The organism is Pseudomonas sp. 8Z, assembly GCF_902506535.1.
In the GTDB taxonomy this organism is placed as follows: Bacteria; Pseudomonadota; Gammaproteobacteria; order Pseudomonadales; family Pseudomonadaceae; genus Aquipseudomonas.
This window is the reverse complement of record NZ_LR733825.1, coordinates 53333-68722: the sequence shown is the minus strand read 5'-3', so window position 1 is coordinate 68722 and position 15390 is coordinate 53333. Positions and strand designations below refer to the sequence as shown.

Below are 15390 nucleotides of genomic sequence, written 5' to 3'. Positions count from 1 at the left end.
GACACAAGGGAGCGCCTGGAAGGTCGCCAGCGCTGATATAAAAATAGGTCATCACATTGACCTCCCCTGCTCTCTAAATTCCTCGACGCCCTCCAAGGCGGCAGGCTGTTGAGCGGCCACCGGCTGGTGGGTTTTCGCCTGTTGATCCCACTCCGATGCAGCCTGCGCCGGCTTGTTCTGGTGACGCTGCAACAAGTCGTTGGGATCCTCGCCCTCAGCCATTTTGTAGTCGTCACGGCGATCAGCGACCGGCAGGTCGGGAGCTTGCTCGGCGAGCAGTTGCGTCAACGCTTCGGTATGCCGGGTGCCTGCATCGTCCCTGTCATAAACGAGATCGACCTGCCGAGCACCAGTACGGTTGGCCAGGCCTCGCAGTGCACGGGCGGTATCATCGGCCGGGTTTCCGCCTGAGCTGACGTAGAGCGTGCAAGCGCGCTGTTCTGGTGTATCGAGCTGGTAGAGACTCAGGGCATCGAGACCGCCCTCTGCCACTTTGATTCGCTTCGGGTTCTCGCAGCTTGGGTTGGCGATGTAGACGCCTCGCTCGCTCTTCGAGAAAAGCGCAGGACCATCCTGCTTGCGTTCGAAACCAGTGAATTTCCCGTCTTCGCGCACATGCGGAAAAACGGCGTTGCCGTGCCGGTCAGTGCGCCATTTCGTTTCGGCGAGGGTCTGCTCGGAGATGCCGCGAGCCAGCAAGAATTTGCTCGGCTCTGCCAAGGTGCGCTGGTACTGGCGGAAAGCCTCTGCACGTCGGACCTCAGTCTTGAGGGCCTCGGCCTGGCGCTGCTGCTCGATACGCGCTTCGCGCTCGGACGCCCCCATGCCCTGGTAACGCGCCCCAGCGTCGAAGCCCTTATTGAAGGCCAGCTTGCGCAGTTCGTCGCGGGTCTCCAAGAAGCTCTGCCCGGTGACGCGCTGGTGGAGATGGAAGACGTCGCCACCGAGGCCTGAGCCAGTGCCGGCCTTGGTGGCAACCCAGCTCGGCTCGCCTTTAGCATTCGGCTTAAGGGTAATCTCGCGCATCGGGTCTGACTTATCGAGCAACTTGTTCTCCATGCGTACGCGAGCACCCGATCCACTCATCTGAACGTAGCCGAGGCGCTCAGCGTGAACGCGCAGCTCAACGCAATCTCGGATCGCCTGCGTTTCACGCTGCTGCTCGCCCTTCGTCCAGACTCGACGTGGCTTAGACATATCAGAACCTACTTGGCCTTGGGCGGCGGCACAGTCCCGTCGCATTCCAGCAGCAGCTCGTCCACGATCACGTGCATGATCTTGCAGAACACCCGTACGTCCCCGCCCTGTGTCTGATGCCAGACGGCATTCGGACAGATTGCGCAGACCGTCTCGGGGATTGGCCCGCGCAGATTCGCGAGGGTCTTCGACCGGGTGGTGGGCGAACAGACCGGCGCGCTCGGCGTCGGCAAGCTCTCTGATACGATCGGGGGCTCGCTCTCGGTCGGCTCGAAATAGTCCAGGTCGCTCATTTTCAATTTCCTGTTTGGGGGGTGGGGGCAAAGGCAGTGGTTCGGCCAAGAGTGCGACGCGCTTGGCATTGGCCGGTAATTCGTAGGGTTTCCCGGGTTTCTGGCGGGTGTCGGTCGGCTGATCGATTAAAGTGGTTACCGCGAACCCGCGGGCGACGGACAAGTCATGGTCGGCCTGGGTGGCTGGCATGACCTGGATCTCGGGCGATTTTTTGGGCTCGGCCTTTGGCTCGGTCGGGTACTCGAAGCGCTCGCCTGCTTTCTCCAGTAGATCCTTGGTGCTCGGCTGCTGGGCCTTGATCGGCTGATCTTCGTAAAGGCCGGCTTCAGCGTTGGCGCGGATCAGGGCGCGGAACTCTTTATCGGCGTCCAGGGCGCAGCGTTTGCTCTTAAAGCATTCGGTGTTGCGCGCGAGGGTGTCGAGCGAATCCTGGTCATTCGCGGTGTAGAACGCGCAGGCATAGCGCGATCGCGTAAATGCCACATAGGCGAGGCGGCGATCAGTCGAATCGGAAACGAGGTAGAACGCGCGGTCGACGGTGAGCCCCTGGGACTTGTGCACGGTCATCGCGTAAGCGTGATCGATCGCCGCGTAGTCAGACAGATTCCAGCTGACCTCTTTTTTGGTGCGATCCAGGCGAGCAGTTATCCTAGTGTTGTAGATGGGCTCACCGTTATCGTCGGTGCCGGTTTGTACCCGCTCGATCCTGGTGAGCGTGGCGCGGTCGCCGTTGTAAACCGGCTCGCCGTCGAGCTTCTGGTTTTTGCGCAGCATGATCCGGTCGCCCGGCACCAGATCGAGGTCTGCGTAATCGCCTCGTCCAGTCTCGACCGGAATTCGGATTTGCTGGGTTTTGTTCAACTCTCCGATCTCGAACCGGTGATCGCGGACCTTGTTGTTCAGAGAACGAACGGACTGGTTACGGTCAGCCAGCAGCAGGATTTCTTGCCAGTCGGTGCCCTCTGAGTGAGCCTGCAGGGCATCGCGCATCATCAGATCGAGCGGCTTATCCTTGGTGCCCTCGGCCGGCATTTTCAGCAGGCCGCGAGCCTTCATCATTTCCAGGGCGTCAGGGCCGCCCTGCTCTGTCGGCCCCTCGAACCAGGCCTGGGAGATCGCGCGGTCTGCTGGGTCTTTCTGGCGAGCAATCTGGACCAGTTCGGCGCAGCCGACCTCCTCGGTGAGCATGTCCAGACTGGATGCCGAGCCGACAGCCTCAAGCTGCCGGCCGTCACCGACCAGGATGAGTTTTGAGCCTGCTGCTTCGCAGAACCCAGCCAACTTGTGAAGAGTGCGCAGATCCGCAAGGCCGGCTTCGTCGCAGATGATCACGTCGCTAGCCTTGAGCTTTTCGCGGTACTGCGGATTATCGTTTTCGAGACGCATCAGAAGCGAGTGGATGGTGCGCGCCTGAATTCCTGCGGAGTTCTGAAGCTCAGCTGCAGCCGCCCCAGATGGCGCCAGGCCGATGACACGGTTACCGGCAGCCTCATACGCCTCGCGAAGCGCGGACAGACTGACGGACTTGCCCGTGCCCGCAGCGCCCTGGATGATCTGGAATCGAGCACCGGAAGTACAGAGTCGAACGACTGCGCGCTGTTCATCGCGCATCGGGTAACCCTTCTCGCGCTCGATACGCGCAATGGCCATCTCCACATCAAGCTGCTTAAGCGTGAAGCGCGCCTCAGGCCGCTGAGCAGCATGGGAGTATGCCTGCAGCTCACCTTCGAGCTGGCGGTAGGTTTCAGTCGTGAATTCACGGAAGCGGCCTTCCTGGGGGAGTTCGACAATGCCGAGCTGGCGGATAAGCGCAGATTTAATTGCCGGGATGGCAGGCTCGCCGCCATGCAAGATGGCGAGCTGTGCGGCTGCTCGGTCGAGGGCGTGCTCACCAAAAACTGAGGAGTTACGGAATACGAGCTGCTCCGCGAACAGGCGGGTTTCTGGGCTCAGGTCACCGCGCTGCAAATCCTGGTGGAGGTTGCTGAGTTGCTCGCGCCATTCAGCGCGTAGTTCGTCTGAGTCACGCTCCTTCTTTCCCTCGCGTGTGCGCTTAGCTGCGCCGCGCGCTGAATCAGCGCCACTAGCGCCCATCTCGGCGAGAGCCTTGAGGATCTCGATGCGGCGAGTGGAAAACTCCAACACGGTTTCGCGGGAGATGCCTGCCACGCGCAGACCGTTGCGCTCTAAGTCGACTTCAAAGTACTTAGCGAGCTGAGGGATATCACGGCTCAGAGCATGGGCCAGGTAGCAGTCCCAAAGCGCTGCCAGTTCGGCTTGCCTTTTATAAAGCTCGCCGCCATCTAGCGGGCGCCACTGCCCATCAGTGCCAAGGCAGGCGTTCGGGATCTCGACGTGAACGTGGAGGTGCGGCTCCTGGTTGCGGTTGGTGAAGTGTAAATAGCTGGCAGCCATGGCCTTGCCGGCGTAACGGTCTACCCCTTGGGCCCCGAGCCGATACCCGAAGTATCCCTGCGCTTCGGCGTACTCAACAACGCGGCGCGACGCCTCCATCAGCGCTCGCTCGAAAATAATCTGCTGCTCGCGTGGCAGTGAGGCGTAGACAAGGGAAAGAGTCTTGTCGGCATTGAAGCTCGTGGAATAACCGGCCACGCCAGTTCCGCGCTCAAGCTCTCCCTGGCGACGCGTAGGTACGTACGATTCCCCTGTACGTGGATTCGTGCCGGCCATCAGTGCGGCGTAGTCCCCATCTTGCGGAGTGATTCCCAGCCCCATTGCTTCGGCACCCTGGCCGAGGTACTCGGTCAGCAGCGTGTCGTTTCCGGGCATGTGGTAGTAGTCCTCCCCCCCGGTAGACAGCACCTGATCGTGCTCGTCGTCGAGAATCCGCCCCTCGCCCCGCTCGAAATAGTCCGCTCGCGCACCGATATCGCCGCCGGTGAATTTGTCGATGGTGAAGATCGCCATCACGCCTCCTCGGCGAACAGAGCGTTGAGCTGCTCAGCCACCGCGCGTTGCGCTCCGAGCCGGCTCGCGTCCGCGATCCGGGACCCCAGAAGGGCGAAGGCGGATTCGATTTCGGAGCGAACTGCGATTGCTGCGTCCGGCTCCAGGGCGACGGTTTTAGCGTCGTGCAAAGCAAGATCACCTCGCACTAGGGCGACAAGATCCGAGGTCGGAACGGCCTCCAGGATCGCCTGAAGAACGCCTGATTTCGGCACACGAAGATCGCGAGCAAGGCGCTCGAAGGCAGCCTGCGCCGCCTCACTCACCATGCTTTGCGTGTGGTTTTTACGCTCGAAACTCATCGCCATCTTCCCCTTCAGGGGGTGGCTACTACGGCTTTAGTAGTCCACCGATCTCGCTCTCTGCCCGGCTGGCTGGGCTGACACGACTGCACCTCGCGAAGCGAGTGCAGCCGTGTTCAAGCCTCATGCAACAAATACAACCACAACCATCCGTTTACCTCAAGTTTTAATTGACTAACCACAGTTTACAACTATTATGACCAGCAAGACGGCAGGAAATGACCATCCTCGCTTCTCCGTTTGAAACCGTAAGGCCTAGAATTAGGCAGCACTTTGCAACTAACGGCAGGAGAACGACTGATGACTCAGGAAAAGCCAAGCACCAAGGACCCGATTGAGAAAATCGAGGAGTTCATTTCAGAGATGAATCGCGAGCGAGACGCGCTGACAGCGAAAATCGAGGCCGAATTTGAGCGGCGTCGAGCGGAGGCGCTGGCTCAGACGAGAGGGAAAAAAAACGTGCGTGGTAGCGCGACACAAATCTTATTGCCGCGCCTGGATGTCCTGCGGAAAGCAACCATCGCAGGGACACCGATTACACAACAGAAAGAAGCCCTGGAAGCCGCCGGCGTGTACGTGTCGTACAACAGCTTACGAAAGTTCATTCAAAAGTATTTGGCCCCTGAATACCGAGAGTTTCTCGCGAACTCCAGGACTACCGGAATGCCGCTGGATCAGGGAGAAGCGCCCTTATCAGAAGGGGAGCAAGCCGAAATCGATGCGTTTCTGAGCGGCAAAAAAACTGAGAAAGCAACACCTGTACCCGCTCCCGCAAAGGAAAAGAGCACTGAGCACCTCGCAAGTCCAAGCAGTACGCGAGCCGCCCCAGCAAAATCGATTCGGAAGCTGAAAGAAAAAGCGGACGCGATCGACTACGACGAATTCCGCGAATAGGCGCGGAGAACATAGAAGGAAGGAAACATGCGCATTGCGATCGTCAACCTCGGCGGTAATCAGGGCAAAACCACCCTCGCCGTTAATTTGTTCGCTCCACGTATGCCGGAGGCGAAGATCCTCGCCGTCGAAACAATCAATGCCGCCGGCGGCGACCTCGGCGCCGAGGTCGAGAAACTGCGTGGCGAACAGTTTTCGCGCATCTACGCCGAACTGGCTGCGGCCGACGACCTGATTCTCGACGTGGGTGCTTCGAATATCGAAGACTTTCTCGAAGGTCTGGAGCGTTTCGAAGACGGCCACGACGAGGTGGACCTTTTCGTGATCCCAGCGACCCCAGCGAAGAAAGAGCGCACAGAGGCCATGAAGACCGCGCAGATGCTGCACGAGTTGGGAGTGGCAGGCGAGAAGGTTGCGTTCATTTTCAATCGCTCATCTGACGTCGAGCAGGATTTTAGCGACGTGTTGCGCTTCGCCGAAAAGACCAGTGTAGCCCGCGCCGACGTCGAGGCTTTCGTGCCGGAGTCGGAGCTCTTCACGCTTCTCGCCGACAAGAAGCTCAATATCGCGCAGGCGCTGGCAGATGAAACAGACTGGAAAGCCCATCTCAAAGCGGCTTCTAAGTCAGGCGACAAAAAAGGCTTCGACAAGGCTGCTGACATGGTGGCGATCCAAAAAATGGCGCGTTCAATGGATCGACAGCTGCAGCATGTTTTCGAATCGCTGACTGCGCCGGTAGGTGCATGAGATGAACACGCTCCCGCCGAATCCTAGCGATGCTGCTCTCAACCGGGAGCAGATCATGCTGCGCGAACTATTCGAGGATCATTACAAGCTGGCTGATCGTTTCGAAGCCGCGGCACAGCAAATCTCGATAGTAGAACGCAGCCTTCACGGAACCGAAGGTCACCAGGGCACCACCGAGCTGCTACTCAATGCTGCAGAGCAGTGTAGGCTCGGGGCAGCTGCAGTATCTCAACTCAATGTCGTCGAGCTCGCGGCAGCGGTAGCTCAGCTAAATGAGCAGACAAAAGCGCTGCCTCACCAACTTCTCCGCCCTGAAGAGTCGCAAGCGTTTCGGGAATCTCTAGAGCGCGCATTGCTCTCTGACACCACTCGAATTCTGCGAGTCGCATATGAGGCGGCCATGAAATCTGGCTGCCTCGAAGCGGTTGAAAATGCGCTCACAGAAATGCAAAAGCGTATCGACATCTCATCGTTGGAACGATGCCAAGCAGCAGAAGAGCGGAGCAAAGCATTGCAAGCTGAACTGGATCTTCTGACTGCTCGATTTGATGAGCACTGGGCGGCAGCACGCAAGTGGAGCCTAGGCAAATTTGCTGCCGGGGCTATCCTTGGAGCCGCGTTATCCATCCTCTATCTAGCGTTCTGACATCTAAAATCATTTACAAACCGATCAGCGAACGGCATTAAAAACGCCAAAACCACTGTAGCTAAACGAGGAATTTCGCATGAGCAGTCGTGACGGAGATGGGGATTATCGTGCCCAAAAAAGTCTTTCCATTAATTCTAATGAAAAAGCCAAAGTTGATGAGAACATCATTATTTCTGCGACAGCAATAGTTGACCACTTTATCGGTCTCGCAGAGAACCGAACGTTTGAATCACGTGATGAAGACGCGCTTGGCATATTCAACCTTAGTCAACCAGGTCAAGCAGTGATGCACATAGGACTGATTGCTGCGGATTACCGGATTGGCCTGCTAGAAGCTGAGAACCGTGCACTGCGGAGCGCTTATGCAAGCGGAACGTCGCTGAACGAAAGTAGCCGTGATTTATTCCCAGACCTGAGGGCATTAAGAGACGCTTATCTTTCAGATTTACTGACAATCCAAACAGGCCGCATGCCTGAGCTAAGTCGTTTCGAGCGGCGACTATGGAACGCTGATACAAGAGCGAAAATTATCGATGCAGCTCGTGCACTACAAATAGCAAACACCCCCTTAAATACTCGCAAGCCTGCAGACATAGTAGAACGGCAACAATAAAGCGCAGCTCAATTTCTAAAAAAGACAAAGGGCGCATTACGCGCCCTTAATAAGGCAGAGCTAATACTTATTGCAACCAAGACTCGACGACCTCGGCACCATATTCTTCTTTCCAAGCCTTCAGGACCTTATGGTTACCACCCTTAGTTTCCACGACCTCACCAGATTGAGGATTCTTGTAGATCTTCACTTGGCGCGTACGGCGCTGGCCTGTAGTTACAGGAGCAGTAAGTGGTGCGGGATCCAAGATAGCGACCACATGCCTCAGACTCATCCCATACTCAGCTAACAGAGTGCGTAGTTTTGTCTCGAACTGGATTTCTTTCTTCAGTTCGTCATCATTCTTGAGCGCGTCCAGCTGTTGCAGTTGAGCTGCGAGTTGTGCCTCAAGACGTTTGAATTCTGCAAGCTTACTCATCTTTACTCCTTGGATAGGTAACTAAATTCATCCCCATCAGCCTACCTAATCAAGACCGAGAAGCCTAGGGCGATTACCAATATTTATTTTCAAACAAGCGTTTTACTGGTGTTACGCAATCACTTATAAATATATACCCGCGCAATTCCAAAAGCACACCACCTAAAAATACTCACCGCGCCTATCTTGAAAGCCTTCCGAGCATGCTTAAAATAACTAAACGCCCAGCTTAGCCAGTATTTATAACTTTTCAAGGCAAGCCCAAATGAAGAACATCAAGAGCATATTTTACGCTTTAAATATCATCTCACTCATACTCACAACCCACATTAGCAAAACCATAAAAAACATTACCCCAAAACAATACAGAACCATCATCAGAGCAGTGATTTTATTTTGCATTCTAACTGTATTTTTTGGCCCTCCACGAATTGCTCCAGAGCTAAAAATTTTCTCACCCAAAAACTCACAGCACGCCAACAACACACGACCTACCGAATTCAACTTTCCACCGCCTCCACAAATACCTGACTTCACTAAGATAGGATCGCAGCAATGAACAGCTTTTCTACGCTAGTATTAGTTTGGCTATTTGGAACATGGATGTTTGATCAGAGTGAATTAATCGGGATCGGCAGTACCCACACAACCGTGGTAACCCCTCTAACGATATTTGCCAGTTATTTTTCCATTGTAGGCCTTGCCGGTTTCGGGATTCTTGCTTCTTGGGCGATGTTCCTAGGAATATTCCGGCTTCGCCAGAACGGGAATTTCTTTGGTTCCCGAGACGGCAATGAAGCCTTTTTCTATCCGCTGCGAGTCGTCGTCGCCCTGACTCTGTGTGCGCCCGTGATTCCCGTAGCAAGCGCCGGAGGCCAGTCAGTTGTCCTTACTCCTGGACATAGCTTGATTGCTGGTATTGCAAAAAATGGCAGCAAATGGGGTGATGATGCGCAAACGAGCAGCTTTAAGCTCATGCATGCCTACAATCTCTTTCACGAGCCGAACTATGAAGTATCCGTTAATAGGCCTGAAGCAAAAGGAATGATTGTCAATTGGCTTCAACTCGCTACGGTCGCTACTGGTTATTACATACACAAAAACCCAACTAACGCTCTAAAAGACATCACCGCAACCCAGCTTGCGGTGATGCTCGCGGAAGGAGCTTGGCGTCGCCAATATACGGATAGCTCAAAGCCTGGCTACTATGGGGCCTCCAGCACTACAGCCCCTTTTATCAATCAAATCCTGAACCACACAGCGATTCCACTGATTCCTCCGACGGATGCAATTGCCGCGGCGATCAAGCACAGCGACAGCAGCATTCCCAAAGATGCCGGTGAAGACACCGTAGGCCGCGAAATGGACTCAGAGAACTTCCTTTGCAAAGGGAGCGGAACATCTGGCTTCGCAGCATCAATCGTGTGCTCTGATGAACAGATGGCGCTGCGCGTTACGAACGACAAATCTATTTCCCAAGGCCTTGCCGCGGCACAACGCCAAATGTGGCAACGAATCGTGCAGGCGCAGTTCAGCCGGCATATGGGCTTTAAAAACAATCAAAACGCAGAAGAAGCTAACGCACTCGCTGCAGCCAGCAAGACGTATCTTGAGAAAGAGGTCGATTGGTACATTGCAAATGCGCAATTTACGATTCGGACCGCAATAGCATCCCAACTCCTAGCCGAGTCGGAGCAATTCTTCGCGTCACTGGAGGAATGGGGCTGGATGATGGGCGGGACCTTCGTCCTCCGCGCAGCGAACGATTTCACCAAGGCGCAGAGTTATGCCTCTGAGGGTACGTCAAAACTTTACCCGACCAGCGACCTGGCTGACCTCACCTTTGGTGACGACCTCACAAAGCTGACCATGAACAAGGTTGAGCGTGAATTGGAAGATAGCGGTGACTCTACTGATCTGGCGGATCTTCTTGGCCTGGACATTCTTGGAAAGGATCCTTCGCAAGCCAACCTCTATACGGTCTCGGCCTTCGGGCGCGAACTTGCTGGCACGGGCCTGATGTTCATAAGCGGTAGCGGCCTCTCCTGGATCGCAAGCAAGGCGACCAAGGGCAATGGTGGAATGACAAAAGCTCTGTTCATGATTGGCGTGGTCTTGCTGATTGCAGGGGCCATGATCGGATACGTGCTGCCGGTCGTCTTTGCGATCTTCGGCCTGATGGGCGTTATCAGTTGGCTGACCTTCGTAGCCTCCGCATTTTTTGGCGTAACGCTATGGAGCGCGGCCCAGGCAGCCCCGAAGGGTGAAGAGCATACGTCCCAGATGGCCGGCAAAGGCTGGAACACACTCATCTTCATCGGGTTCTATCCGGCACTTGCAGTAGGCGGCCTTGCAGCGGCCGTCACCATCACCAGCATCGGCCTGCCGATCGTCAATACCATGATGGCAGGGCTCTGGGGAATGATGGACAACGGCGCAGCAGATCTCAGTCAGCCCTTCGACGCGATCGCAGGACTGCTTATCGGCTCTATCATGATGGTGCTGCTCACCTGCATGCTCTTCTGGTCGGTGTGCATGACTTCCGCGTCCCTGATCACCAACTTCCCGCGGACCGTGCTGAACATGATCTCGTTCTCCGAGCCAGGGCTGAACCCGTACGAGAATACGGCTCAAGGTGTTATGGGAGGGGTCAGTGGCTTGGTGAAAGCGCCTTTGTCGATTGCGACGCAATCTATTGTTCGCAGGATTGTCCAGCCAGGCGGGCCTCGATCACCTCAAGGCGGTGGTGAGTAAGAACAAAAAGGCCGCTCAAGCGGCCTTTCGATCCGAAGAGACTACAAGTAATCGCGAAAGAATAATGGATAATTATTCATCAGGGCCTTGTACACACCGTGTCCATCTTCATGCTTGGTCGCGACCTTATATCCTTCACGCCGTGTATAAACGACATGTACCCCATCGAGTTGCACAGCCGAAACACCACCGACCTTGTGTGCACCGTTCGGCCTCAAATCTTCAATATAACGCCCATCTATGTATAACGTATTGAAATAGAAGTGCCCTTTACGCTTAACCACCTGATAGTGATAGACCTCACCAGGCAGATTCTTTAATGGAGGAACATTTTCGTTAAAAAATCTTGTAGCTTCTTCGCTCCATACCTCCGGCCAGACTTCGCCAGTTTTCTCACCGCACCCTGCAAGAAGAACAAATACCCCAAGACAAATCAAGGTTTTAACGAGGACTTTGAAACTTATCATCTTTCACCTCCTCTCACATTCAATTCTTTCCGGTAGAATCTGATTTTGTTCCAGGCTGCAATTTCATGTTTTAACTTCAAATACCCGCGATGTAGTTTTTCGCCAGTACCTGGAACCAATAGAATTCGACCAGAGTCAGCCAAGACACAATACTCGCTGGCCCTGACGCGCAACTCCTCCAGCTCGTCTGCAGAGGCCGTTCCGCTCTCGATCAGCAATGCGGCTTGCTCCAGAATCTCGCCTTGCTGCAGCAGCAAAGCCAGATCAAGAGGCGGCGGCGGAGCTAAGCGGAGCTTTATCTTCGGCTCTAACAACGGATTACTTTGGATGCTAGGCTTCGTCATATAGACACTCCGATATCTGTTAATCGAATGAATGGAACTAGAGCGTTCCGGAGGGCCAGAAATCAACTGGAATCATATCGAGTAACAGCGAGCGTCCGACAGGACATTTCTTGATCTTGCCGCCACCTCCCTGTCGCTGCTCCTGGAGGCTTTGGTGCGCAGCGTTTACTGCGGGGTACTACACGACTAAATTATCAGACCCCACACAAATATATACAAGAGCAAAAAGCAAAAAAACGATGATAAATACGTATCAAGTAACTATATCTAATATATAATTCGAAGCAACTAGCTTTCAATCGGTCGCACAATGAAAAACCTTGAACGCAATAAGTCTCTTGATCTCATTAAGTGGATTGCACTGCTATCAATGATAATTGACCATGCCTGGTATGTCCTTCCTGCTGAATTACAAGAACCTTTTCGATGGATGCGTATAGTTGGCCGGCTTGCTTTTCCGCTCTTTTGCCTCGCGATCGCAGCGAACGTTCGTCGCCAACCAGTTGGACATCCAGGTGGCTTGAATTATCTCGGGGGTATTTTCTTCTTTGCGCTTATTAGCCAGCAACCATATTCAAGATTCTTCGAGGGGAATCATTTAAATATTCTTTTCACTCTCGGCCTCGGCCTGGTCATCACCCAAGCGATACATCACCTAAAGCCAACGCTCATCGCAGCCGGCATTACTGCACTGGCTATCGCCGTCGTTTATCGACCAATTCTGAGCTTCGGGCTTTGCGGGGCGCTACTGCCGGCGGCACTGCTGCTCGCGATCCAAGCACGCTCAGAAGCGGCGGTCGCTGCAACTTGGCCACTCGCTGCACTACTGGCCGTTCTGGCAAACACCGGTTCAGGGCTCTTGCTGTGGACCGATCTACCGGTTACCGCACAAACTGGCATCGCTGCTGCCGCCCTGGCTCCGATTCTCGGCCTGGTACTACTTCAGATCCGCTTACGCCTGATCTGGCCTGTCGGCACCTGGATGTACCCGATTTATCCGAGCCATCTGTTGCTACTCGGCCTGCTACCACTCGCCTGTCAGTAGAAGCAGAGATGCAACTGGCACAGAATGGCCACCTAGAGTAGGAAAAACAAACCTGCCTCCTTTTCCCAATTCGACATCTTCAACGAGTTCAAGGGTTCAGTCACTGGATAAGAATCTGAGCCTTCATTTGTCAAATATTTGAGTTGACATAATATCTATATGAGCATCAGCCTCTAGCTTCCGTTTGAGCCTTAGATAGAGAATCCAGAACTCTTTCTCCGATTTAATAAGTCCAGCCTGGGCAGAGGATAGATCCCCTATAGTTTCCGCCCTAGAAAGTTTAAACGCAGAATCAGCCAGACTTTGACACGCTATAAAAAGATCACCATCAAGATAAGGCAACAACTTACTAGCTTCCTCGCCGAGCCTTTCGGCCTCTTTATTCAAATCACTAAGCGATGTTTTTTCTGTGCGAACTTTATCGATAAATACCTGATAGATTCCTGAAAAATTTGAGACCTTCTGCGACAGCTCTGCTCTCAACGCTAGCGCAGTAGAAGCAGAGACTCTTATTCTCTCTTGTTCGACTTGAACAGCAGCTAGCTTCCAAGATGAAACCCCAGAAATAACTGCACCAGCAACAACCCCAACTAGCCCCGCAGTCGCTGAAACCAGTGCAGCTCTAAAATCAGACATAATTCTCTCTAGCTTCTACTCATTCTTCGACCAACCCGACCGCCATCCTTGCCCGATGCGCGGCCGGCGAGTGACTAGCAGCATCATCTCGTTCTGCTTATCGCTCTTTTGGTGGAGACGGTACATTGGTCGGGCTATCTCCGTGGCTAGTAGGCTGGTAGCCTGCCCCAGGCTCAGGACGATTTATAGGAACACTTTCAGTAGGCTGGTATCCCTTCTTTATAAGTTCGGGTTGATAACCATTGTTTATCAGAACAGATTGCTCTTTATCTTTACTCATTCCTAATCCTCTAGCCGTGGTAGTTCAAAAACTCAATGTGAGAAATTTCAGATGCTCCGATGAGCACACCTGCACTTTCCTTAACAGCTCGCTGCAAAACCCCATTCTCAACCAACCATACCTCCTCTAGGTAAATTTGCTCATCTGCGGGCGCACTAGAAGCAAATGACTTTGTACTGAACTTCCCTCCAATCTGCTCGCCACTCTTCAGGTACACAATCACCCAATACTGCTTTCGCTGCTGAAAAACAAAATCCCAGGGCTTTGCTACCGGATGCGGCGCATTTTTCTGGAATAGTTCTCGGGTACGCAGCCAACTCCACAAAAGCACCCAGATTATTGGCGCAACGAAAAGAACAAAAGCATAGAAGAGATAGTAAAAATTTTGATGTACAACCTGCAGGCTACTGCTTTCAACAATCAGAATAAGCCACAGCAGTAGTGCATAGTTGACACAACTATAAGCAACCGCATCAACAAGTTGGTCTGAGGCATTGCGCAGTACGCCTGGATACAAAAGCTGATAGAACTTTAAGCTAATAAAGCCCGGGATTACGAACGCTATAAACAAAAATAGTTTATCGATTTCCCAGATATCCATGACCTCTCCCTAGCGAAATGGCACAGCGGCAGTCTGCCACTACATCGTCGGCAGCACCATAACCCTCCCCGACAAACCGCCGACTTCGGCCAACGTACCGATTCCCTATGCCCAGAAAACCAACTCACTACACTTGCCCCGATTGCTTTCACACTTGGGAGTATGATCTGGACGGTACCCATAGCTGCACCCCGCAACTGCGCGCTTACCGCCTGCCCTGCGACGCGCCTCTGCCAAGCGGCATGACCATCGGCAAGAGTGCGATCCGTAGTCGGAAACAGCCATTCGCGCAAGGCCGCGATGAGCCAACCTCTGCCTGTCTCGACTTTGCCGCCTTCAAGTCACCATCAATGCAATTGGCTGGTCGGTTTGGCTTCAATTACGCCCCTTCCCCTTCTGGGGGCTTTCACGCCGCAGGCGCCTTCAAGCGGAGGCGAGAGCCTCTGCGCTGGTTAAGCCCTTCTTATGTAAATACATGTAATACATGATAAGGGAGCCGAACACCTCTAGAGCCCTAGTGCTGCGTGGCCTCTAGAAAAACTACAGGCGCAGCTGGTACGAACTTTTGCGCAACTAGTACGAACCTCCGCGCAGCTAGTACGAATCAACCCCATCGGGTGGCGCAGTTAGTACGAATGCTGTGGATAGGTTATCCAATCCCTTGAGCCTCAAGGCTCTCAGGCTGTTTAGACGGGGTTAACGCTGTTTATTGCGTGGAAACGCTTTCGCAGCTAGTACGAACCTTGTGGATAAGCCGTCATGCTTATCTTTATTAGAGAAAACTGACGAACGGTAGCAGTTCATACAAATCAGAAGCTTACAAAAACAGGGCTGCCATAAAGTTTTATTCACGCAACTCCAATAATAAAACATTAACTGTTTTTAAAAATTCTCGTTCATTGACTTGATGACTCGGATTAGCAAAATGGACTTAGCCCCATGCAGTTCCGAGGAATATTCATGAACAACTTAAAGCGTCAAAGCAAACGCCAACCGCTCTCAACAATCGGCGAGATCTGCGAATACCTGCATATCGGCAAAACGACTTTTTACCGACTGTCCGCAACCCCTGGATTCCCTGAGGCTATCCGTTTTAACCAACGCATAGTTCGCTACGACCTTGCAAAGGTGATCGACTTCATCAAGTCCAACCCTCTTAAAGAATCGGCTTAAGTTCTCGGC

General features: G+C 53.7%; 14 protein-coding genes. 7 read left to right on the top strand and 7 right to left on the bottom strand.

Annotation, left to right across the window (positions count from 1 at the left end; genetic code table 11):
• Nucleotides 1-51: 51 nt before the first annotated feature.
• Both mobF and AERO9A_RS04535 read right to left on the bottom strand, forming a co-directional pair.
• Complete coding sequence (gene mobF, locus AERO9A_RS04540) at nucleotides 52-4419, bottom strand: MobF family relaxase (RefSeq protein WP_159970745.1); 4368 nt, start codon at nucleotides 4417-4419, stop codon at nucleotides 52-54.
• A complete protein-coding gene (locus AERO9A_RS04535) occupies nucleotides 4419-4760 on the bottom strand; it encodes a hypothetical protein (protein WP_236080587.1) in 342 nt (113 codons plus the stop codon). Before AERO9A_RS04535 ends, mobF begins: the two co-directional genes overlap by 1 nt.
• 300 nt (nucleotides 4761-5060) lie before the next feature.
• On the opposite strand from AERO9A_RS04535, the gene AERO9A_RS04530 reads away from it, so the two are divergent.
• The 4 genes from AERO9A_RS04530 (at nucleotide 5061) to AERO9A_RS04515 (ending at nucleotide 7663) form a co-directional block, all read left to right on the top strand.
• Nucleotides 5061-5654: a hypothetical protein gene (locus AERO9A_RS04530; RefSeq protein ID WP_159970744.1), complete on the top strand. Its 594-nt coding sequence runs from the start codon at nucleotides 5061-5063 to the stop codon at nucleotides 5652-5654.
• Nucleotides 5655-5681: 27 nt separating this feature from the next.
• Nucleotides 5682-6401, top strand: a complete 720-nt coding sequence (gene stbB, locus AERO9A_RS04525; protein WP_159970743.1) for a StbB family protein — start codon at nucleotides 5682-5684, stop codon at nucleotides 6399-6401.
• Between the two features lie 55 nt (nucleotides 6402-6456).
• Nucleotides 6457-7047 carry a hypothetical protein gene (locus AERO9A_RS04520; protein ID WP_159970742.1) on the top strand — a complete coding sequence of 197 codons (591 nt, stop codon included), beginning with the start codon at nucleotides 6457-6459 and terminating at the stop codon, nucleotides 7045-7047.
• Between the two features lie 79 nt (nucleotides 7048-7126).
• Nucleotides 7127-7663 (top strand): hypothetical protein, encoded by a 537-nt coding sequence (locus tag AERO9A_RS04515; protein ID WP_159970741.1) that lies wholly within the window; start codon nucleotides 7127-7129, stop codon nucleotides 7661-7663.
• Between the two features lie 67 nt (nucleotides 7664-7730).
• On the opposite strand, the gene AERO9A_RS04510 is transcribed toward AERO9A_RS04515, so the two are convergent.
• Nucleotides 7731-8081: a histone-like nucleoid-structuring protein, MvaT/MvaU family gene (locus AERO9A_RS04510; protein WP_159970740.1), complete on the bottom strand. Its 351-nt coding sequence runs from the start codon at nucleotides 8079-8081 to the stop codon at nucleotides 7731-7733.
• A gap of 555 nt (nucleotides 8082-8636) precedes the next feature.
• On the opposite strand from AERO9A_RS04510, the gene AERO9A_RS04505 reads away from it, so the two are divergent.
• Complete coding sequence (locus AERO9A_RS04505; protein WP_159970739.1) at nucleotides 8637-10835, top strand: hypothetical protein; 2199 nt, start codon at nucleotides 8637-8639, stop codon at nucleotides 10833-10835.
• Between the two features lie 41 nt (nucleotides 10836-10876).
• Here AERO9A_RS04505 and AERO9A_RS04500 read toward each other — a convergent pair whose 3' ends face one another.
• Both AERO9A_RS04500 and AERO9A_RS04495 read right to left on the bottom strand, forming a co-directional pair.
• Entirely contained in the window at nucleotides 10877-11302 is a 426-nt protein-coding gene (locus tag AERO9A_RS04500; RefSeq protein WP_159970738.1) for a hypothetical protein, read from the bottom strand.
• Nucleotides 11299-11646, bottom strand: a complete 348-nt coding sequence (locus AERO9A_RS04495) for a hypothetical protein (RefSeq protein WP_256665859.1) — start codon at nucleotides 11644-11646, stop codon at nucleotides 11299-11301. Before AERO9A_RS04495 ends, AERO9A_RS04500 begins: the two co-directional genes overlap by 4 nt.
• Nucleotides 11647-11956: 310 nt before the next feature.
• Between AERO9A_RS04495 and AERO9A_RS04490 the strand changes: the two genes are divergently transcribed.
• Nucleotides 11957-12691, top strand: a complete 735-nt coding sequence (locus tag AERO9A_RS04490) for a TraX family protein (protein WP_159970737.1) — start codon at nucleotides 11957-11959, stop codon at nucleotides 12689-12691.
• Nucleotides 12692-12814: 123 nt separating this feature from the next.
• On the opposite strand, the gene AERO9A_RS04485 is transcribed toward AERO9A_RS04490, so the two are convergent.
• Together AERO9A_RS04485 and AERO9A_RS04480 are read right to left on the bottom strand one after the other, a co-directional pair.
• A complete protein-coding gene (locus AERO9A_RS04485; RefSeq protein WP_159970736.1) occupies nucleotides 12815-13327 on the bottom strand; it encodes a hypothetical protein in 513 nt (170 codons plus the stop codon).
• A gap of 290 nt (nucleotides 13328-13617) precedes the next feature.
• Complete coding sequence (locus AERO9A_RS04480) at nucleotides 13618-14208, bottom strand: DUF6338 family protein (RefSeq protein ID WP_159970735.1); 591 nt, start codon at nucleotides 14206-14208, stop codon at nucleotides 13618-13620.
• Nucleotides 14209-15168: 960 nt separating this feature from the next.
• On the opposite strand from AERO9A_RS04480, the gene AERO9A_RS04475 reads away from it, so the two are divergent.
• Nucleotides 15169-15381: an AlpA family transcriptional regulator gene (locus AERO9A_RS04475; protein WP_159970734.1), complete on the top strand. Its 213-nt coding sequence runs from the start codon at nucleotides 15169-15171 to the stop codon at nucleotides 15379-15381.
• Nucleotides 15382-15390 lie beyond the last annotated feature (9 nt).

Bases quoted from the DNA above. Each gene is read 5' to 3' on its own strand.
- AERO9A_RS04505 (WP_159970739.1), top strand. From the start codon at position 8,637: ATGAACAGCTTTTCTACGCTAGTATTAGTTTGGCTATTTGGAACATGG.
- AERO9A_RS04530 (WP_159970744.1), top strand. From the start codon at position 5,061: ATGACTCAGGAAAAGCCAAGCACCAAGGACCCGATTGAGAAAATCGAG.
- AERO9A_RS04500 (WP_159970738.1), bottom strand. From the start codon at position 11,302: ATGATAAGTTTCAAAGTCCTCGTTAAAACCTTGATTTGTCTTGGGGTA.
- AERO9A_RS04510 (WP_159970740.1), bottom strand. From the start codon at position 8,081: ATGAGTAAGCTTGCAGAATTCAAACGTCTTGAGGCACAACTCGCAGCT.
- AERO9A_RS04515 (WP_159970741.1), top strand. From the start codon at position 7,127: ATGAGCAGTCGTGACGGAGATGGGGATTATCGTGCCCAAAAAAGTCTT.
- AERO9A_RS04490 (WP_159970737.1), top strand. From the start codon at position 11,957: ATGAAAAACCTTGAACGCAATAAGTCTCTTGATCTCATTAAGTGGATT.
- stbB (WP_159970743.1), top strand. From the start codon at position 5,682: ATGCGCATTGCGATCGTCAACCTCGGCGGTAATCAGGGCAAAACCACC.
- mobF (WP_159970745.1), bottom strand. From the start codon at position 4,419: ATGGCGATCTTCACCATCGACAAATTCACCGGCGGCGATATCGGTGCG.
- AERO9A_RS04480 (WP_159970735.1), bottom strand. From the start codon at position 14,208: ATGGATATCTGGGAAATCGATAAACTATTTTTGTTTATAGCGTTCGTA.
- AERO9A_RS04475 (WP_159970734.1), top strand. From the start codon at position 15,169: ATGAACAACTTAAAGCGTCAAAGCAAACGCCAACCGCTCTCAACAATC.
- AERO9A_RS04495 (WP_256665859.1), bottom strand. From the start codon at position 11,646: ATGACGAAGCCTAGCATCCAAAGTAATCCGTTGTTAGAGCCGAAGATA.
- AERO9A_RS04535 (WP_236080587.1), bottom strand. From the start codon at position 4,760: ATGAGTTTCGAGCGTAAAAACCACACGCAAAGCATGGTGAGTGAGGCG.
- AERO9A_RS04520 (WP_159970742.1), top strand. From the start codon at position 6,457: ATGCTGCGCGAACTATTCGAGGATCATTACAAGCTGGCTGATCGTTTC.
- AERO9A_RS04485 (WP_159970736.1), bottom strand. From the start codon at position 13,327: ATGTCTGATTTTAGAGCTGCACTGGTTTCAGCGACTGCGGGGCTAGTT.